The organism is Acidovorax sp. Q11 (assembly GCF_054950075.1).
In genome coordinates this window covers 242,244-261,515 of record NZ_JBUDZG010000002.1, presented here as the reverse complement: position 1 = coordinate 261,515, position 19,272 = coordinate 242,244, and the positions used below count along the sequence as shown (strand labels likewise).

The 19,272-nt window shown below is 64.9% G+C and carries 17 protein-coding genes and 2 tRNA genes; 6 read left to right on the top strand and 13 right to left on the bottom strand.

The features are described 5' to 3' along the window. Nucleotides 1-5: 5 nt before the first annotated feature. Complete coding sequence (aceE, locus tag ACYZGB_RS03590; protein WP_462386817.1) at nt 6-2,714, bottom strand: pyruvate dehydrogenase (acetyl-transferring), homodimeric type; 2,709 nt, start codon at nt 2,712-2,714, stop codon at nt 6-8. Between the two features lie 168 nt (nt 2,715-2,882). On the opposite strand from aceE, the gene ACYZGB_RS03585 reads away from it, so the two are divergent. The 5 genes from ACYZGB_RS03585 (at nt 2,883) to ACYZGB_RS03565 (ending at nt 9,850) form a co-directional block, all read left to right on the top strand. Further along, nucleotides 2,883-5,444, top strand: a complete 2,562-nt coding sequence (locus tag ACYZGB_RS03585) for a PAS domain S-box protein (protein ID WP_462386816.1) — start codon at nt 2,883-2,885, stop codon at nt 5,442-5,444. Then, a complete protein-coding gene (locus ACYZGB_RS03580; RefSeq protein ID WP_015013997.1) occupies nt 5,441-6,067 on the top strand; it encodes a response regulator transcription factor in 627 nt (208 codons plus the stop codon). Before ACYZGB_RS03585 ends, ACYZGB_RS03580 begins: the two co-directional genes overlap by 4 nt. Before the next feature lie 75 nt (nt 6,068-6,142). Beyond that, entirely contained in the window at nt 6,143-6,997 is an 855-nt protein-coding gene (gene folD / locus ACYZGB_RS03575; protein ID WP_462386815.1) for a bifunctional methylenetetrahydrofolate dehydrogenase/methenyltetrahydrofolate cyclohydrolase FolD, read from the top strand. 81 nt (nt 6,998-7,078) lie between these two features. Beyond that, nucleotides 7,079-9,124, top strand: a complete 2,046-nt coding sequence (locus ACYZGB_RS03570; protein WP_462386814.1) for a M3 family metallopeptidase — start codon at nt 7,079-7,081, stop codon at nt 9,122-9,124. 72 nt (nt 9,125-9,196) lie between these two features. Then, on the top strand, nt 9,197-9,850 hold the full coding sequence (locus ACYZGB_RS03565) for a glutaredoxin family protein (RefSeq protein ID WP_462386813.1): 654 nt from the start codon (nt 9,197-9,199) through the stop codon (nt 9,848-9,850). A gap of 134 nt (nt 9,851-9,984) precedes the next feature. Here ACYZGB_RS03565 and rpiA read toward each other — a convergent pair whose 3' ends face one another. Then, nucleotides 9,985-10,680, bottom strand: a complete 696-nt coding sequence (gene rpiA / locus ACYZGB_RS03560; RefSeq protein ID WP_462386812.1) for a ribose-5-phosphate isomerase RpiA — start codon at nt 10,678-10,680, stop codon at nt 9,985-9,987. A 36-nt stretch (nt 10,681-10,716) separates the two neighbouring features. On the opposite strand from rpiA, the gene ACYZGB_RS03555 reads away from it, so the two are divergent. Continuing rightward, nucleotides 10,717-11,769, top strand: a complete 1,053-nt coding sequence (locus tag ACYZGB_RS03555; protein WP_462386811.1) for a quinone-dependent dihydroorotate dehydrogenase — start codon at nt 10,717-10,719, stop codon at nt 11,767-11,769. Nucleotides 11,770-11,862: 93 nt separating this feature from the next. Here ACYZGB_RS03555 and ACYZGB_RS03550 read toward each other — a convergent pair whose 3' ends face one another. The 11 genes from ACYZGB_RS03550 to hscB all read right to left on the bottom strand — a co-directional run bounded on the left by ACYZGB_RS03550 (nt 11,863) and on the right by hscB (nt 19,268). Next, complete coding sequence (locus ACYZGB_RS03550; protein ID WP_462386853.1) at nt 11,863-12,177, bottom strand: hypothetical protein; 315 nt, start codon at nt 12,175-12,177, stop codon at nt 11,863-11,865. 29 nt (nt 12,178-12,206) lie between these two features. Continuing rightward, entirely contained in the window at nt 12,207-12,602 is a 396-nt protein-coding gene (locus tag ACYZGB_RS03545; protein WP_462386810.1) for a phage holin family protein, read from the bottom strand. Between the two features lie 51 nt (nt 12,603-12,653). Beyond that, on the bottom strand, nt 12,654-12,956 hold the full coding sequence (locus ACYZGB_RS03540) for a DUF883 family protein (RefSeq protein ID WP_462386809.1): 303 nt from the start codon (nt 12,954-12,956) through the stop codon (nt 12,654-12,656). A gap of 147 nt (nt 12,957-13,103) precedes the next feature. After that, nucleotides 13,104-14,201 carry an NAD(P)/FAD-dependent oxidoreductase gene (locus ACYZGB_RS03535; protein WP_462386808.1) on the bottom strand — a complete coding sequence of 366 codons (1,098 nt, stop codon included), beginning with the start codon at nt 14,199-14,201 and terminating at the stop codon, nt 13,104-13,106. 60 nt (nt 14,202-14,261) lie between these two features. Next, nucleotides 14,262-15,302, bottom strand: a complete 1,041-nt coding sequence (locus tag ACYZGB_RS03530) for a histone deacetylase family protein (RefSeq protein WP_462386807.1) — start codon at nt 15,300-15,302, stop codon at nt 14,262-14,264. A 170-nt stretch (nt 15,303-15,472) separates the two neighbouring features. Beyond that, nucleotides 15,473-15,547, bottom strand: a tRNA-Val gene (locus ACYZGB_RS03525). Nucleotides 15,548-15,597: 50 nt separating this feature from the next. Further along, nucleotides 15,598-15,672: transfer RNA gene (locus tag ACYZGB_RS03520), tRNA-Val, on the bottom strand. 38 nt (nt 15,673-15,710) lie between these two features. Beyond that, nucleotides 15,711-16,424 (bottom strand): DNA polymerase III subunit epsilon, encoded by a 714-nt coding sequence (gene dnaQ, locus ACYZGB_RS03515; RefSeq protein WP_462386806.1) that lies wholly within the window; start codon nt 16,422-16,424, stop codon nt 15,711-15,713. Between the two features lies 1 nt (nt 16,425). Then, nucleotides 16,426-16,764: an ISC system 2Fe-2S type ferredoxin gene (gene fdx / locus ACYZGB_RS03510; RefSeq protein ID WP_010458418.1), complete on the bottom strand. Its 339-nt coding sequence runs from the start codon at nt 16,762-16,764 to the stop codon at nt 16,426-16,428. Nucleotides 16,765-16,806: 42 nt separating this feature from the next. Then, a complete protein-coding gene (hscA, locus tag ACYZGB_RS03505) occupies nt 16,807-18,678 on the bottom strand; it encodes a Fe-S protein assembly chaperone HscA (RefSeq protein ID WP_462386805.1) in 1,872 nt (623 codons plus the stop codon). Between the two features lie 71 nt (nt 18,679-18,749). Next, nucleotides 18,750-19,268 carry a Fe-S protein assembly co-chaperone HscB gene (hscB, locus tag ACYZGB_RS03500; RefSeq protein ID WP_094286258.1) on the bottom strand — a complete coding sequence of 173 codons (519 nt, stop codon included), beginning with the start codon at nt 19,266-19,268 and terminating at the stop codon, nt 18,750-18,752. Nucleotides 19,269-19,272: the final 4 nt, after the last annotated feature.

Below are 19,272 nucleotides of genomic sequence, written 5' to 3'. Positions count from 1 at the left end.
TCGTTTTATGCGTAGAGCGGGTTGATCTTGTCGGCATTAATGCCGTACTTGGCAATCGCCTCGGCCACCTTGGTGGCGGGCAACACGCCGTCTTCGCTCAGCGCCTTGAGGGCGGCCACGACGATGTAGTGGCGGTTCACCTCGAAGTGCTCGCGCAGCTTGCTGCGGAAGTCGCTGCGGCCAAAACCGTCTGTGCCCAGCACCTTGTAGTTGCGGCCCTTGGGTACGAAGGGGCGGATCTGCTCGGCATAGGCCTTCATGTAGTCGGTGGATGCGACCACAGGGCCGGTGCTGGTGCCCAGTTGCTGCGCCACGAAAGGCACGCGCGGCGTTTCCAGCGGGTGCAGCAGGTTCCAGCGGTCGGCGTCCTGGCCTTCGCGGGTGAGTTCGTTGAAGCTCGGGCAGCTCCACACGTCGGCCTGCACGCCCCAATCGGCGGCCAGCAGGGTTTGTGCGGCCAGCGATTCGCGCAGGATGGTGCCCGAACCCAGCAGTTGCACGCGCTTGTCGCCCTCGGCACCAGGCTTGCACAGGTACATGCCCTTGATGATCTGCTCTTCCGTGCCTTCCACGAGGCCCGGCATGGGGTAGTTCTCGTTGAGCAGCGTGATGTAGTAGAAGACGTTTTCCTGCTGCTCAACCATGCGCTTCATGCCACGGTGCATGATCACCGCGACTTCGTGGGCGAAGGTCGGGTCGTAGCTCACGCAGTTGGGGATGGTGTTGGCCAGGATGTGGCTGTGGCCATCTTCGTGCTGCAGGCCTTCGCCGTTGAGCGTGGTACGGCCCGAGGTGCCGCCCAAGAGGAAGCCGCGTGCCTGCATGTCGCCCGCCGCCCAGGCCAGGTCGCCAATGCGCTGGAAGCCGAACATCGAGTAGTACACGTAGAACGGCACCATGATGCGGTTGTTGGTGCTGTAGCTGGTGGCCGCAGCAATCCAGCTAGCCATGCCACCGGCTTCGTTGATGCCCTCTTGCAGGATCTGACCGGCCTTGTCTTCCTTGTAATACATCACCTGGTCGCGGTCGACCGGGGTGTAGAGCTGGCCCTTGGGGTTGTAGATGCCGATCTGGCGGAACAGGCCTTCCATGCCGAAGGTGCGGGCCTCATCCACCAGGATGGGCACCACACGCGGGCCCAGGGCCTGGTCGCGCAGCAGCTGCGTGATGAAGCGCACATAGGCCTGCGTGGTGGAGATTTCGCGGCCTTCGGCCGTGGGCTCCAGGATGGCCTTGAAGGTATCCAGCGCTGGCACGGTGAAGCTCTCGTCGGCCTTCACACGGCGGTGCGGCAGGTAGCCACCCAGGGCCTTGCGGCGCTCGTGCAGGTACTGCATTTCCGGCGTGTCGTCGGCCGGCTTGTAGTACGGGATGTTGGCCAGCTGGCTGTCCGGGATCGGGATGTTGAAGCGGTCGCGGATGTACTTGATGTCTTCGTCCGACAGCTTCTTGGTCTGGTGCACGGTGTTCTTGCCTTCACCGGCCTTGCCCATGCCATAGCCCTTGACGGTCTTGACCAGCAGCACGGTGGGCTGGTTCTTGTGCGCGTTGGCGGCGTGGAAGGCGGCGTAGACCTTGGCGGGCTCGTGGCCACCACGGCGCAACTCGAACACCTCTTCGTCGGTCATGTGCTCGACGAGCTTGAGCGTCTCGGGGTACTTGCCGAAGAAGTTCTTGCGCACAAAGGCGCCGTCGTTGGCCTTCATGGCCTGGTAGTCGCCGTCCAGCGTTTCCATCATCAGCTGCTTGAGCTTGCCGCTCTTGTCGCGCGCCAGCAGCGCGTCCCAGCCATTGCCCCACAGGAGCTTGATGACGTTCCAGCCCGCACCACGGAACTCGCCTTCGAGCTCCTGCACGATCTTGCCGTTGCCACGCACCGGGCCGTCCAGGCGCTGCAGGTTGCAGTTGATGACGAACACGAGGTTGTCGAGGTTTTCACGCGCGGCCAGGCCGATGGCGCCCAGCGATTCGGGTTCGTCCATTTCGCCGTCGCCGCAGAACACCCAGACCTTGCGGTTGGCGGTGTCGGCAATGCCACGGGCATGCAGGTACTTGAGGAAACGTGCCTGGTAGATGGCCATCAGCGGGCCCAGGCCCATCGAGACGGTGGGGAACTGCCAGAACTCGGGCATCAGCTTGGGATGCGGGTAGCTGGACAGGCCCTTGCCGTCCACTTCCTGGCGGAAGCTGTCGAGCTGCGCTTCGGTCAGGCGGCCTTCGAGGTAGGCGCGGGCGTAGATGCCGGGAGCGCTGTGGCCCTGGATATAGAGCAGGTCGCCACCGTGGCCTTCGCTCTCGGCGTGCCAGAAGTGGTTGAAGCCGGCGCCAAACATGCTGGCCACCGAAGCGAACGAGCCGATGTGGCCGCCCAGGTCACCACCATCGGCCGGGTCCAGCCGGTTGGCACGCACCACCATGGCCATGGCGTTCCAGCGCATGTAGGCGCGCAGGCGCTTTTCGATGGCGATATTGCCGGGGCAATGGGCTTCCTTGTCGGCCTCGATGGTGTTCACGTAGCCAGTGTTGGCCGAGAACGGCATGTCGATGCTGCTCTGGCGGGCGTGCTCTAGAAGCTGCTCCAGAAGGAAATGGGCGCGCTCAGGGCCCTCCTTGTCGATCACGGCGGACAGCGCGTCCATCCATTCACGGGTTTCCTGTTGATCGGCGTCCGTGCCGATGCCGAAACCGGCCTGAGGGTCGGGCTGAGCTGACATGCTTTGTCTCCTGTAGGTGTGGCAGCAAATTTAGTACGTTGGCTCTAGTTTCGCACATTTTTTGAAAATTTCAAATGGTGCCTATGCATTTCATATTGCAATATTTTGCTGCAAGTGCACATCCGCAGAATGGAGGAATGCGGCGCACGGCTCCCCTACACTTGCAGGATGGATTCGATGCCCCCTGCCCCTTCCCCCACGGCACCGACCGTGGCTGCGCCGATACGCTGGTGGCGCAAGTGGTGGCGCGGCTTGTCGCCCACCCGGCAAGACCGGTTTGCAGCACTCGCCCCGCTGGCGGCGGTGCTGATGTTTCTGGCCGCGATCGTTGCGGCGTTCTGGTACCTGCGGGCGGAGGAGGCCGAGCGCGAGCAGGAAGCCCTGCGGCGCGATGTGGAATACGCCCAGCAGCGCGTGCGCCTGCGCCTGCTGGAACGCCAGGAACAGCTCATGCGCATTGCGCGCGACCTGTCCAACCAGGACCTGGGCCGCGCTGAATTTGTAATCCGCGCCGAGGCGCTGATCAGCCAATACCCCGAGCTGCAGGCCATCACCTGGATCGACGACCGCCGCCGCATCCGCGCCAGCCACGCCGCCCCCACCCTGGCCAGCAGCGAGCTGCGCATTGCGGGCGAGGTGCTCAAGGCCGGCGACACCGCGGACACCTTCGGCCTGGCGCGCGATCTGCAGCAGCCCGTGTATGCGCAGCCCGCCGCCACCTCGGGCGATGCCACTCCGCTGCTGCAGTTGCAGGTGCCGCTCAACAACCAAGGCAAGTTCAGCGGCGTGGTGCTGGGCGAGTACTCCATCGACAGCCTGTTGCGCTACGGCACCCCTACCGAGGTACTGGCGCGCTACGCGGTGACGCTGCTGGACAGCAAGAACCAGGTGCTGGCGGGCACGCCACTGGGCCCACGCAGCAAGGCCACGCAGTTGTTGCCCTGGACGCCCAAGGCCAACGAGTACGAGATCCCCGTCTCCCCGGTGGGCAACGGCCTGGTGCTGCGCGCCCAGGCCTACCGCACATCGCTCGGCGTGGTGGGCAGCGGCCTGTTCTGGCTGGTGGGCACCCTCAGTGCGATGACGGCCTGGATGCTGATTGCCACCTGGCGGCACACCCGGCGCCGCATGCAGGCACAAGAAGCACTGGTGGCCGAGACCAATTTCCGCCGTGCAATGGAGAACTCCATCCTCACCGGCATGCGCGCCCTGGACATGGAAGGCCGCATCAGCTACGTGAACGCCGCCTTCTGCCAAATGACGGGCTGGAGCGCCGAGGAACTGGTGGGTCTGAAAGCGCCCTTCCCCTACTGGCCCGAAGCAGACCACGAAACCCTGCGGGCCAAGCTGCGCGACGAGCTGCGCGGCAACACCATGGCCGGGGGCTTTCAGGTGCGCGTCAAACGCAAGAGCGGCACGCTGTTTGACGCGCGGCTGTATGTGTCGCCGCTGATCGACGCCCACGGCCACCAGACCGGCTGGATGACCTCGATGACCGACATCACCGAGCCCAACCGCATCCGCGAGCAGCTCTCGGCCTCGCACGAGCGCTTCACCATCGTGCTGGAGTCACTGGATGCGTCGGTGTCCGTGGCGCCGCTGGGCAGCGAGGAGCTGCTGTTTGCCAACAAGCTCTACCGCCAATGGTTCGGCTCACAAACCGGCGGGCACCTGCAGCTGGTGGCACAGGCGGGCGTGGTGCCCGTGGCGGGTAAAGAGCACAGCGGCATGGACGATGAAGACGGCCTGATGGGCCTGCCCACCGACCCGCTCACGAGTGCCCGCACCGAGAACGCCGAAATCTACCTGCCCGACCTGGGCAAATGGCTGGAAGTGCGCTCGCGCTACCTGAACTGGGTGGACGGCCGTCTGGCGCAGATGGTGATTGCCACCGACATCACCCCCCGACGTCTGGCCGAGGAACAGGCCGAGCGCCAGGCCGAGCGCGCCCAGTCCGTCAGCCGCCTGATCACCATGGGCGAGATGGCGTCCAGCGTGGCGCACGAGTTGAACCAGCCGCTCACCGCCATCAACAACTACTGCAGCGGCATGGTCTCGCGCATCCAGAGCGGCCAGCTGACCGAAGAAGCCCTGCTCACCGCCCTGCAGAAAACGGCCCACCAGGCCCAGCGCGCAGGCCAGATCATCCAGCGCATCCGCTCCTTCGTGAAAAAGAGCGAGCCCAACCGCACGCTGGCCGATGTGCATTCGATGGTGAACGAGGCAGTAGAGCTGGCCGACATCGAACTGCGCCGCCACAACGTGCGCCTGACCCACTATGTGGCCGCCCGCCTGCCGCCCGTGATGGCCGACACCATCCTGATCGAGCAGGTGCTGGTCAACCTGATGAAAAACGGCGCCGAAGCCATCCAGCACGCCAACCGCCCCGCCGCAGGCCGCAGCGTGGAGCTGCGCGTGGTGCCCAAGCAGATCGAAGACCGCCAGGTGGTGGAGTTTTCGGTGCAGGACACCGGCAAAGGCTTGGCACCCGAAGTGCTCGAACGGCTGTTCGAGGCCTTCTTCTCCACCAAGGCCGAAGGCATGGGCATGGGCCTCAATCTGTGCCGTAGCATCGTCGAGTCGCACCAGGGCCGGATGCAGGCGGAGAACCTCTACAATGGCCCGGAGGTCATCGGCTGCAGGTTCTCCTTCTGGCTGCCGCTTGCCAAGCCTGCCGATGGCACTACAAATTCTGTAGCAAACGTACAAAACCCAAGGACTGTTGCATGAGCTTGATTCCGAAAAAAGGCACTGTTTACGTCGTAGACGACGACGAAGCCGTCCGCGATTCCCTGCAGTGGCTGCTGGAAGGCAAGGACTACCGGGTGCGTTGCTTTGATTCGGCCGAGACCTTTCTCTCACGCTACGACCCGCGCGAAGTCGCCTGCCTGATCGTGGACATCCGCATGGGTGGTATGACGGGCCTGGAGCTGCAAGACCGCCTCATCGAGCGCAAGTCCCCCCTGCCCATCGTGTTCATCACCGGCCACGGCGACGTGCCCATGGCCGTGAACACCATGAAGAAAGGCGCGCTGGACTTTATCCAGAAGCCTTTTGACGAAGAAGAACTGGTCGGCTTGGTCGAGCGCATGCTGGACCATGCCCGCGAGAGCTTCGCCGGATACCAGCAAGCCGCCAGCCGCGATGCCCTGCTCTCCAAGCTCACCAGCCGCGAGGCCCAGGTGCTCGAACGCATCGTTGCCGGCCGCTTGAACAAGCAGATCGCCGACGACCTGGGCATCAGCATCAAGACCGTGGAGGCGCACCGCGCCAACATCATGGAAAAGCTCAACGCCAACACGGTGGCCGACCTGCTCAAGATTGCCCTGGGCCAGAACGCGCCCAAGGGCTGAGAGTTACTCACTTTTTAATAGCTGCTTGCGCTTATCCAGTGCGCGCAAACGGCATTTTTGACTTGTATTTTTGATATGACAGCACAGCTCATCGACGGCAACGCCCTCTCCCGCCAACTGCGCGCCGATGTGGCGCAGCGCGCTGCGGCCCTGAAGACCCGTGGCGTCACGCCTGGGTTGGCCGTGGTGCTGGTGGGCGACAACCCGGCCAGCCAGGTCTATGTGCGTAACAAGGTCAAGGCCTGCGAGGACAGTGGCCTGCACTCGGTGCTCGAAAAGTACGACGCCGACATGACCGAGGCCGCACTGCTGGCCCGTGTGGAAGCGCTCAACAACGACCCGGCCATCCACGGCATCCTGGTGCAGTTGCCCTTGCCCAAGCACATCGATGCACAAAAGGTGATCGAGGCCATCTCGCCCGCCAAGGACGTGGATGGCTTCCATATCGCCAGTGCCGGTGCGCTGATGACCGGCATGCCCGGCTTCTGGCCCTGCACGCCTTACGGCTGCATGAAAATGCTGGAGAGCATTGGTTACAGCCTCAAGGGCAAACACGCTGTGGTCATCGGCCGCAGCAACATCGTGGGCAAGCCCATGGCGCTGATGCTGCTGGGCCAGAACGCCACCGTCACCGTATGCCACAGCGCCACGCAGGATTTGAAGGCCCAGACGCTGCAGGCTGACGTGATCGTGGCCGCTGTGGGCAAGCGCAATGTGTTGACCGCCGACATGGTCAAGCCCGGCGCCGTGGTGATCGATGTGGGCATGAACCGCAACGATGAAGGCAAGCTCTGCGGCGATGTGGACTTTGATGGCGTCAAGGAAGTGGCGGGCTGGATCACCCCCGTGCCTGGCGGGGTTGGCCCCATGACCATTACCATGCTGCTGGTCAACACCATCGAAGCCGCCGAGCGCACCGCTGCGCACTGAGCCCGCCGCTCAGTGCCCCCGAGGTCGGCGTCGGCCGCTTTGCAACTTGAACCTGTGCCACCCGGCGCCATCTAATTTCGCATGAGCAACGCCCTTCTCGACTTCTCCGACCTCCCCCTGTTCGACCGCATCACGCCGCAGGACGTCGCCCCGGCGATGGATGTGCTGCTGGAGCGCGCCAACCAGGCGCTGGAGACCGTCACCGCCCCGGACTTTCCGGCCCGCTGGGACGCCATTGCCAAGGTGCTGAATGTGGCCACCGAACAGCTGGGGCGCTCCTGGGGCGCCGTGAGCCACCTCAATAGCGTGGCCGACACGCCCGAGCTGCGGGCCGCCTACAACGCCGCCCTGCCCCGTGTCACCGAGTTCTGGACCCGCCTGGGCGCCGACGAACGCCTGTATGCCAAGTACAAGGCCATCGACCCCGCCACCCTCACTCCCGAACAGCGCCAGGCCCATTCGAATGCCGTGCGCAACTTTGTTCTCTCCGGTGCCGAACTGACCGGTGCCGCCAAGGAGCGCTTCGCCCAGATCCAGGAACGCCAGGCCGAGCTGAGCCAGAAGTTCAGCGAAAACGCGCTGGACGCGACCGACGCCTTTGCCTACTACGCCACGGCAGAAGAGCTGGCGGGCATCCCTTCTGACGTGCAGCAGGCCGCCCTGGCTGCGGCGCAGGCCGAAGGCAAATCAGGCTACAAGCTCACGCTCAAGATGCCCTGCTACCTGCCGGTGATGCAGTTTGCCGCGCGCAGCGACCTGCGCGCCAAGCTCTACCGCGCCTATGTCACCCGCGCCTCCGACCAGGCCGAAGGCGACGGCCGCAAATTCGACAACTCCGCACTCATCGGCGAGATCCTGGCGCTGCGCCGCGAAGAGGCCCAACTGCTGGGCTATGCCAACTTCGGCGAAGTTTCCGTGGTGCCCAAGATGGCGCAGTCGCCCGCCGAGGTGATCCGCTTCCTGCGCGACCTGGCCCGCCGCGCCCGCCCCTACGCCGAAAAAGACGTTGCCGACCTGCGCGCCTTTGCCACCGAGCACCTGGGTTTGAATGATCCACAGGCTTGGGACTGGCCCTACATCTCCGAAAAACTCAAGGAAGCCCGTTACGCCTTCAGCGAGCAGGAGCTCAAGGAATACTTCACCGCGCCCAAGGTGCTGGCGGGGCTGTTCAAGATTATCGAGACGCTGTTCGAAGTCTCCATCCGCCGCGACTCGGCGCCCGTGTGGCACCCGGCTGTGGAGTTTTACCGCATCGAACGCAACGGCTCTCTGGTCGGCCAGTTCTACCTTGACCAGCCTGCCCGCACCGGCAAACGCGGCGGTGCCTGGATGGACGATGTGCGCACCCGCTGGCAACGCCCGGACACCGGCGTGCTGCAGATGCCCGTGGCCCACCTGGTCTGCAATTTTGCCGATGGCGTGGATGGCAAGCCGCCGCTGCTCACGCACGACGACGTGATCACGCTGTTCCACGAATTCGGCCACGGCCTGCACCACATGCTCACACAGGTGAACGAGCGCGATGTCTCCGGCATCGGCGGCGTGGAGTGGGATGCGGTGGAGTTGCCCAGCCAGTTCATGGAGAACTTCTGCTGGGAATGGGATGTGCTCAAGCACATGACCGCCCATGTGGACACGGGCGAACCCCTGCCCCGCGCCTTGTTCGACAAGATGATCGCGGCCAAGAACTTCCAGAGTGGCATTGCCACGCTGCGCCAGATCGAATTTGCGCTGTTCGACATGCTGCTGCACACCGACCACGACCCGGCGCAGGACTTCATGCCGCTGCTGACCCAGGTGCGCCAGGAAGTGGCCGTGCTGCAGCCGCCAGCCTTCAGCCGCACAGCCCATACCTTCAGCCACATCTTTGCAGGCGGCTACGCCGCCGGTTACTACAGCTACAAGTGGGCCGAGGTGCTCAGCGCCGATGCCTATGCAGCGTTTGAAGAAACGACCGGCAGCGATGGCCTGCCCAGCGCTGAAACCGGACGCCGCTACCGCGAAACGATTCTGGAAGCGGGCGGCAGCCGCCCCGCCATGGAGTCCTTCAAGGCCTTCCGGGGCCGAGAGCCCAGCCTGGACGCCCTGTTGCGCCACCAGGGCATGGCGGAAGAACTGACAGCCTGAGCCCATGGAAAGCGAAGGCCCGCACGGTCCCCACGGTGCAGCCCACAACGAACTGGAATAAGGAGAACAAGCATGCACAAGCCCTTGTTGGCCCCCCTGTTGGCCTCGTTGCTGATGACCTTGGCTGGCGCCAGTGCCCAGGCGCAAGGCGTGTACCGCATCGTCGGGCCCGACGGCAAGGTGACCTTCTCTGACCGCCCGCCCGCCGATGCACCAGCACAAGCTGCACGCACCACAGGTGCAGCGCCAGCTCCCGCCAGTGGCAATGCCACCCTGCCCTATGAGCTGCGGCAGATCGCCACACGTTTCCCGGTCACGATTTACACCGGCAACGACTGCGCCCCTTGCACAGGCCTGCGCAACGCCCTTGTGGCGCGGGGCGTACCGTTCACCGAACGCACGGTGACCACCAGCGACGACGCGGCGGCACTGCAGCGCCTGAGCGGATCGGCCAGCCTGCCCTTTGGCAGCATTGGTGGCCAGCAGTTGGTCGGGTTCTCGGACGCGGAATGGACGCAGTACCTGGACGCGGCGGGCTATCCCAAGCAGTCGCAGCTGCCATCCAGCTACCGGCAGCCTGCAGCCACGCCGCTGGTAGCGGTCAAGCCAGTAGAAGCGGCTCCTGCGGCAGAGAAGCCCAAAGCTGCAACACCCGTGCGCCCCGCGCCTGCCGCTCGCCCCGCTGAAGGTCCAACGCCCAGCAACCCGGCGGGTATTCGCTTCTGACAGCCACCCACATACCGCTGCACCAGCAGCATCAATGAAGAAGGGGTCCCATGGGACCCCTTCTTTTTACCGGGCACTTTGGTGCTATCGCGCAAGCGCCTGGCCCTGCGGCCCCTGTGCTGGCGGCAGGCAACTCAGTGGGAATAGTCCAGTGTCTTGACTCCCTGGGCCGTCCCCAGCAGGCAAACCGTGGCCTTCTGGTGGGCAAACACCCCCACGGTTACCACGCCCGGCCACTGGTTGATTTGTGACTCGAACGCCAGCGGATCGGTGATCGACAGGCCCTTGACATCCAGAATGTGCTGCCCGTTGTCGGTCACCAGCGGCTGGCCGTCCTTGAGCCGCAGGCTGGCCTGGCCGCCCATGGCAGCAAAACGGCGCGCAATATGGTTGGCCGCCATGGGGATCACCTCGACCGGCAGAGGGAACTGCCCCAGCGCCTGAACCAGCTTGGACTCGTCGGCGATACAGACAAACCGCGCAGCCAGGGCGGCCACGATCTTCTCGCGTGTCAGCGCCGCGCCACCGCCCTTGACCATGTGGCCCCGGCCGTCGATCTCGTCGGCACCATCGATGTAGACGGAGAGCGACTCCACCTCGTTGGCATCGAACACCGCAATGCCCAGGGCCTTCAGGCGCTCGGTACTTGCCACAGAGCTGGACACCGCACCCTTGATCTGGTCCTTCATGCCCGCCAAAGCGTCGATGAACTTGTTGACCGTGGAGCCTGTGCCCACCCCCACAATCTCGCCGGGCACCACATACTGCAGCGCGGCTTGGCCAACCAGGGTCTTGAGTTCGTCTTGGGTCAGGGGAGTCATCGTCGTCATGGGAGAAAATCGGGGGCAATCCTGAATTATCCCCCCATGTCCCTGATCCCCTACGCCCTCACCCGCCCCTTTCTCTTTGGCATGGACGCCGAAGCCGCCCACGAACTCACCATGGACATGCTGGCACGCGGGCAACGCACGCCGCTGCAATGGGCCTGGTGCAATGAAACGGTGGATGACCCTGTCACGCTGGCCGGCCTGACCTTTCCCAACCGGGTGGGCATGGCGGCGGGCCTGGACAAGAACGCACGCTGCATCGACGCGCTGGGCGCCATGGGCTTTGGCTTTGTGGAGGTGGGCACCGTCACTCCCAAGGCCCAGCCGGGCAACCCCAAGCCGCGCATGTTCCGCCTGCCCGAGGGCCGCGCCCTCATCAACCGCCTGGGGTTCAACAACGAAGGGCTGGATGCCTTCTTGCGCAATGTGCAGCAGGCGCAGTTTCGCAAGCAAAACCGCCGCAACCCCATGCTGCTGGGCCTGAACATCGGCAAGAACGCCACCACCCCCATCGAGAACGCTACCAGCGACTACCTCACCTGCCTGGAGGGCGTGTACCCGCACGCGGACTACGTGACGGTCAACATCAGCTCGCCCAACACGCAGAACCTGCGTGCGCTGCAAAGTGATGCGGCGCTGGACGCCCTGCTCTCCGCCGTCGCCGAATACCGCGAAGCCCTGGCAACCCGGCACGCCAAGCGTGTGCCAGTGTTCGTGAAGATTGCCCCCGACCTGGATGAAGCCCAGGTGGCGGTGATTGCTGCCACGCTGCAGCGCCACGGCATGGACGGAGTCATCGCTACCAACACCACCATCAGCCGTGCGGCCGTTCAAGGCATGCGCCACGCCGAAGAAACCGGTGGGCTCAGCGGTGCCCCGGTGCTGGAGGCCAGCAACCAGGTCATCCGGCAACTGCGCGCCGCGCTGGGCAGCCGTTTTCCCATCATTGGCGTGGGCGGCGTGATGAGCGCTGAAGACGCGGTGAGCAAGATCCGCGCGGGCGCGGACGTGGTGCAGATCTACACCGGCCTGATCTACGAAGGGCCAGCCCTGGTGGTCAAGGCAGCCAAAGCCATCAAGGCCATGGCCTGAGGCCGTTCCAAGGGATTTGCTTTTCCTTGGCTCAAAAGAAGAGCCACTGTGCAGTGGCTCTTTTCATGGGACGGGCCTGGCACGGCCAAGTGCTTATCGCCGCAGGCGCAGCAGCATGGGCAGCAGGACACCCGCCCAGCGGATCAACCGCCGTGGCCCGGCCACCACAGCCACGCCCGCGATGGCCGCCACGGCCAGAGGGTGCTCGCGGGCAAAGCCTGCGGCGCGCAATGCGAGCGAGTCCTCCGCGCCCCCTGCTGCGGCACGCTGGCTCTCCGCCAAGGCCTGCGCCTGGGCACGCGCAGCACGGCGCGCGCGCAGCCGTTCGCGCTGCAGGGCAATGCGGTCCAGGATGCGTTGCTGCTGGGCCGTAGGCGCGGGCAGCGCAGGTCGGATGGGCTCCGGCACGGCAGACCGGGAGGGGTTAGACGGGGTGCTCACAGGCGCTCCTTGATGTCTTGCCAATCCTGGGCCAGCTCGCGGCGCGTCAATGCAAAACCATTGCCTGCGCGCTGTGCAACAGACACCAGCGCCACCAGGGCGGCCACCCACCCCAGTGTCCAGACACCCGCCACCAGCCATGCGACCAGTGTGCGCTGCGGCGTGTCCCAGAAGTGCACCAACACGGCGATCGACAGCATGATCAGCGCCACCACCGTGAGCCCGGTGACCACAATGGTCAGCACCAGCAATTGCTGAAATCGCTGCTTCAGATCGGCCCATTCCAGGCGGGCCAGGTCTACACGGTCTTCCACCGCAATGGCCCCTTCGATCACGTTGGCGCGCCAGCGCGCCGTCAGGTCCTCCAGGCCCAAAAGCGACAGCCAGTTCATGCGGGGAGGCCCTCAGGGCCCGCCATGGTCAGCATGCGCATGGCGCGGCGCTCAGCGGCGCGCCAGCAGAAAACCGACCAGGGCCCCCACAGCCAGCGCAGCGCCTGCCACACGCCAGGGTTCGTCGTGGGCGTAGCGGTCGGCCGCAATGGCTGCCTCCTTGGCCTGGCGGGCGGCATCCTGTGCGGCGCGCACCGCAGATTCGCGCACGTTGTGCATGCCATCGTCCAGGCGCTGGCGCAGCAACTTGATCTCTGGCACCGTGTCCAGGTCCTTGTTGGCCAGCAAACCGCGCAGGTCGGAAACCAGTTTTTCCAGTTCGCCTTGGGTGGTGGAGGTGTCGGAAGCAGTCATGGAAGCAGCCTTTCTTTCAATCAACAAGCGGTTTGGAAAACCCCGCAGCGGGGACTTCGGTTCATCTTAGCCACCCGCCCAGAGACCCCTCGTAGGACGGGGGCGCAAGAGGTTACCGATTGCAACAGGCTTGCCCCAGATCAAACATCAAACCAGCGCAGCCACATGCTCCGCAATGGCCAGGGAGCTGGTCAAACCGGGCGATTCGATGCCAAACAGGTTGACCAGTCCGGGCACGCCATGGACCGCAGGCCCCTGGATCACAAAATCCGCCGCAGGCTGGCTCGCACCGTGGATCTTGGGGCGGATACCTGCATACCCCGGGGCCAGCGCACCATCGCGCAGACCGGGCCAGTACTTGCGCACCTCGGCATAAAAGGCATCGCCCCGCGTTGGGTCCACCAACAGGTCGTCGGCCGACGCGACCCACTGCACATCCGGCCCGAACTTGGCCTGGCCGCCCAGGTCCAGCGTGAGGTGCACACCGAGCCCTGCGGCCTCGGGCACCGGGTAGATCAGGTGGCTGAAGGGGGCTTTGCCAGTCAGCGTGAAATAGCTGCCCTTGGCGAAGTGGGCGGTGGGCACATGGGCAGGGGCCAGCCCCACAAACCGGGCGGCCAGGGTCGGCGCATGCAAGCCCGCTGCGTTCACCACCGTGCGGGCCTGCAGGCGCGTGCCGTCATCTGCTTCCAAATAGATAGCATCTTCCGCGCACTGGGCGCGCGCAAGGGGCGAATTTAGGACCACAAGTCCGCCCGCGTTCTCCAGGTCGCCCTGCAGTGCCAGCATCAGTGCATGGCTGTCCACGATGCCCGTGCTGGGTGAATACAAGGCCCCCACACATTCCAGTGCGGGTTCCAGCGCCAGGGCCTCGTCACGGCGGAGCCACTGCAGGTCCAGCACGCCATTGGCCTGCGCACGCGCCTGGACCGACTCCACGCTGGCCAGCTGCGCGGCCGACGTGGCCACCAACAGCTTGCCGCAGCGTCTATGTGGCACCCCGCGCTCGGCGCAATAGGCGTACAGCAGCTCCTTGCCCCGCACACACAGCCGCGCCTTGAGCGAGCCCGTGGGGTAGTACAGCCCGGCATGGATCACCTCGCTGTTGCGCGAGCTGATGCCCGTGCCAATGGCATCGGCCGCCTCCAGCACCATCACCTCACGCCCCTGCAAGGCCAGCGCACGGGCCACTGCCAAGCCCACCACACCGGCGCCCACGACCACGCAATCCACCTCATCGGTCATTCGCTCATCCATTTCAAAACGGACTTCCCCTTCAGATACTGCACACCCGCTGAGCTGGTCCTAAACCTGCTCAAAACCATCCAGCACATTGACAGCGTTGGTCCCCAGCTCGGCAGCGGCGTACCCACCCTCCAGCACAAACACCGTGGGCAGCCCCAGCCGGGCCAAGCGCTCGCCCAGACGGGTGAAATCGGCAGACGCGAGGGCAAAGCGGGAGATGGGGTCGCCCTCGAACGCGTCGAGGCCCAGCGAGATCACCAGTGCATCGGCCTGGTAGCCCGCGATGCGCGTACAGGCCTGTTCCAGGGCTTCGAACCAGGTGGCAGCGCTGGTGCCTGCGGGCAGGGGCAGGTTCAGGTTGAAGCCCGTGCCCTGCGCTTCACCCACTTCGTCCGCATGCCCCAGGTAGAACGGGTATTCGGTGCGCGGGTCACCATGGAGGCTGACGAAGAGCACATCGTCACGATAGTAGAAGATGCTCTGCGTGCCATTGCCGTGGTGGTAGTCCACATCTAGCAAGGCCACGCGCCGGGCGCCCTGGTTGCGCAGCGACTGTGCTGCCACGGCGGCGTTGTTCAGGAAGCAGTAGCCGCCCATGAAGTCGGGGCCCGCATGGTGGCCGGGCGGCCGCGTGCAGCAAAAGGCGGCGCGGGCCCCTTGCGCCACACGAGCAGCGGCGCTCGCAGCGCCATCCGCGCCGGCCTTGGCTGCCGCCCAGGTGCCTGCGGCCATGGGTGTGCCGTTGTCCATGGAATACAGCCCCAGGCGGGCCACGAAGTTGTCTGGCTCGACATCGCTGCGCAGCGTGCGCACCGGCCAGACGGAGGGAAATGGCTGAACCGTTGCATTGGCAACAGGGTCCAGCGCCAGCCACTGCTGCCAGGCGGCCTGCAAAAAGGCGAGATAACGCGGCGCATGCACCTGGGCCAGCACGGGGCCGCTGTCCACATCCGGTGCCACCATGCCGTGGCCACGCGCGCGCAGGGCCTCTTCCACATAGTCCACCCGCGCGGGTTTCTCGAAACAGGGCACCCGCTCGCCCCGGAAGAATTCATGGACAGGGGCATGCCCCTGGTGCAGGGGATTGTGGAAAGTGATCATGGGGTTGGCGCCAGCAAGCAGTGGGGGGAAAACGCAGCGGGCACGTGCCGCTGCAGGCCATCAAGCCCAACACTGTAGCGGCTTGGCAAGCTGCTGCAGCCAAGCGGCACCCGCATGCCCGCAGACAAGAAAAAACCCCTGCAGACCAGAAATCTGCAGGGGTTTTGGATTGGTGGGTGATACATGGATCGAACATGTGACCCCTGCCGTGTGAAGGCAGTGCTCTACCGCTGAGCTAATCACCCGTCGCACCCGCCTTGAAGCAAGACAGTAGCGCGAAAGTCTGTCGAAAGCGTGGTGGGTGATACATGGATCGAACATGTGACCCCTGCCGTGTGAAGGCAGTGCTCTACCGCTGAGCTAATCACCCGTGTCGCTGTGACAAGCCTTAGATTATGGCACAGCTTTTCAGGCCTGCTGAGAAGTTCGCCAAATTGTTTTGCCTCCGCTGGCCTTGTCGATCTGCGTGAGCACCTCGGCGTGCGCCGCCTGCTCATGCTCGCTGGCGCGCAGCACCGGCAGCACCAGGCCACGCAAATCGATGGCGGCGACCTTCACGCCGTCGGCCCCCTCCTGGGCATCATCGGCCATGAGCAGTGCGTCCTGCCCGCGCGTGAGGTTGATGTAGACATCGGCGAGCAGCTCGGCATCCAGCAAGGCGCCGTGCAGCGTGCGGCCCGAGTTGTCCACGCCCAGGCGGTCGCACAGGGCGTCGAGCGAATTGCGCTTGCCCGGATACATCTCCTTGGCCATGGCCAGGGTGTCGGTCACGCTCTCCACATAGGTGCGGAACGCGGGGCGGCCCACCAGCTCCAGCTCCTTGTTCAGAAAGCCCACGTCAAACGCCGCGTTGTGGATGATGATCTCGGCGCCCTGCAGGTACTGCAGGATGTCGTCCACCACCTCGGCAAACTTGGGCTTGTCCTTCAGGAACTCGTTGCTGATGCCGTGCACCTTGAGCGCGTCTTCGTGGCTGTCGCGGCCCGGGTTGAAGTACAGGTGCAGGTTATTGCCCGTGAGCTTGCGGTTGAGCAGCTCCACACAGCCCAGCTCGATGATGCGGTCCCCGCCCTCGGCCGACAGGCCGGTGGTTTCGGTGTCGAGAACGATCTGCCGTGTCATTTCAGTGGTTTTCCTTGGCGTGGTTGATCGTGTACTTGGGGATTTCCACGGTCACGTCGGTTTGCGCCAGGATGGCCTGGCAGGACAGGCGCGACTGCGGCTCCAGGCCCCAGGCGCGGTCGAGCAGGTCTTCTTCCTCTTCTTCCGCCTCGTTGAGCGAATTCAGCCCCTGGCGCACGATGACGTGGCAGGTGGTGCAGGCACAGCTCATGTCGCAGGCGTGCTCGATGTTGATGTGGTTGTCCAGCAGCGCCTCGCAGATCGAGGTGCCTGCGGGGGCCGTGATCTCGGTGCCTGCGGGGCAGTACTCAGGGTGGGGAAGGATCTTGATGACGGGCATGGGGTGGTCTTTTTCTTGTTCGAGGAGATGCGTTCGGCTGTATCAGAGTGCCTGCACATTCTTGCCGGCCAGCGCCTGCTGGATGCCCCGGTTCATGCGCTGGGCTGCAAAGGCTTCGGTGCCCTTGGCCAGGGCGTCGGTGGCGGCTTCGATGACTGCGGCATCGTCAGCGTCGCGCTGGTGGCGCAGGGCCACCATCAGGGCGTCGATGGCGGAGCGCTCTTGCAGGCTCAGCACATCGCCATCGGCGTCCAGCGCGCTCTGGGTGGCAAGCAGCATGCGGTCGGCGTCCACGCGGGCCTCGACCACGGCACGGGCCTTCATGTCCTGCGCGGCGGTGGCAAAGCCCTCCTGCAGCATGCGTGCGATCTGCTCATCCGACAGGCCATACGACGGCTTCACATCGATGCGCGCCTCTACGCCGCTGCCCTGCTCCTTCGCGCTCACGCTCAGCAGGCCATCGGCATCGACGGTGAAGGTCACGCGGATGCGCGCAGCACCTGCGGCCATGGGCGGAATGCCACGCAGCTCGAAGCGCGCGAGGCTGCGACAGTCCTGCACCAGGTCGCGCTCCCCCTGCACCACGTGGACGGCCAAGGCCGTCTGCCCATCCTTGTAGGTGGTGAAATCCTGCGCCTTGGCCGTGGGAATGGTCTCGTTGCGCGCCACGATGCGCTCGACCAGCCCTCCCATGGTTTCGATGCCCAGCGACAACGGGATCACATCCAGCAGCAGCAGGTCGCCCGCCGTGTTGTTGCCCGCGAGCTGGTTGGCCTGGATGGCAGCGCCCAGGGCCACCACTTCATCAGGGTTCAGGTTGGTCAGAGGCTCTTTGCCAAAAAATTCGGTCACCGCGCGTTGCACTTGCGGCATGCGGGTGGAGCCTCCCACCATCACCACGCCCTGCACCTCGTCACGCGCCAGATGTGCGTCGCGCAGCGCGCGGCGCACAGCTGCCATGGAGCGCGCCGTCAGCTCGGCGGTCACGGCTTCGAAGTCTGATTTTTTTACGTCAAAATGGGCTTCGCCGCTCGACAGTATTGCCTTGAATGCTACCAAATCAGTAGTAGTCAACGCCTCCTTGCAGGCGCGGGCCGCCATGCGCACGGCCGTTTTATCGGCGGCGGTGACGGCCTCCAGCCCGAGTTGCTGCAGCACCCAGTCGGCCAGTGCGGCATCGTAGTCATCGCCCCCCAGGGCCGAGTCGCCACCGGTGGCAATCACTTCGAACACACCCTGGGTCAGGCGCAGGATGGAGATATCAAAGGTGCCGCCCCCGAGGTCGTACACGGCGTAGACACCTTCGCTGGCATTGTCCAGGCCATAGGCAATCGCCGCCGCCGTGGGCTCATTGATCAGGCGCAGCAGGTGGATGCCTGCGAGCTTGGCCGCATCCTTGGTGGCCTGGCGCTGGGCATCATCGAAGTAGGCAGGCACGGTGATCACCGCGCCATACAGATCGTCATTGAAGGTGTCTTCGGCGCGGTAGCGCAGCGTGGCCAGGATCTCGGCACTGACTTCAACGGGCGACTTGTTGCCATCCACCGTTGCCAGGCTGACCATGCCCCCTGCACCCGCGTCGCTGGCGGGAACGAAGTCGTAAGGCAGCTTGCCCGCCTCCGCCACGTCTTTCAGGCCCCGGCCCATGAAGCGCTTGGCCGAGGCGATGGTGTTGCGCGCATCCTGGGCCTGGGCGGCCACGGCGTCGTAACCGATCTGGCGCCCTCCCTTTTCGAGATAGCGCACCACCGAGGGCAGCAGCACCCTGCCCTGCGCGTCGGGCAGGCATTCGGACACACCATTGCGCACGGCGGCCACCAGAGAGTGGGTGGTGCCCAGGTCGATGCCTACGGCAATGCGCCGCTGGTGCGGGTCGGGGGACTGGCCGGGTTCGGAAATCTGCAGAAGCGCCATGAAATTTCGGGTCTCAACGTGGTGGGGCCTGCCGTCATTCAAACGGAAGCCCTGGGGGAAGCAAAACCGCTCTATTGTCCCAGTTGCTCTCGGCGACGTTCAATGTCGTCGGCAAATCGCGCAATGAACATGAGGGCTCTGACCTGGCGGGCGGCGCCCGCGTAGTCCTGCTGCTGGTCGATGAGCTGCCCGCAATGCGCCAGCGCGTCACGGCGCGCCTGGCTGACGCCGTCATCCAGTGCATCGAGTTCGCTCTCGGCACGGGCCTCTTCCAGCGCCTCGCGCCACTCCATCTGCTGCATGAGGAAGGCTGCCGGCATGGCCGTGTTGTCTTCGGCGTTGATGGGTGCGCCGTGCAGCTCGCACAGGTAGGCCGCGCGGCGCATCGGGTCTTTCAGCCGCTGGTAGGCCTCGTTGATGCGCACGGACCATTGCATGGCCACGCGCTGCGCGGCCGCGCCCTGCGCCGCAAACTTGTCGGGGTGGGCTTCGCGCTGCAGCTCTTTCCAGCGCGCGTCGATGGCGCTGCGCTCCTGGGCAAAGCGGCGTTCGAGGCCAAACAGTTCAAAGTCGTCAGATTGCAGGTTCATGCGC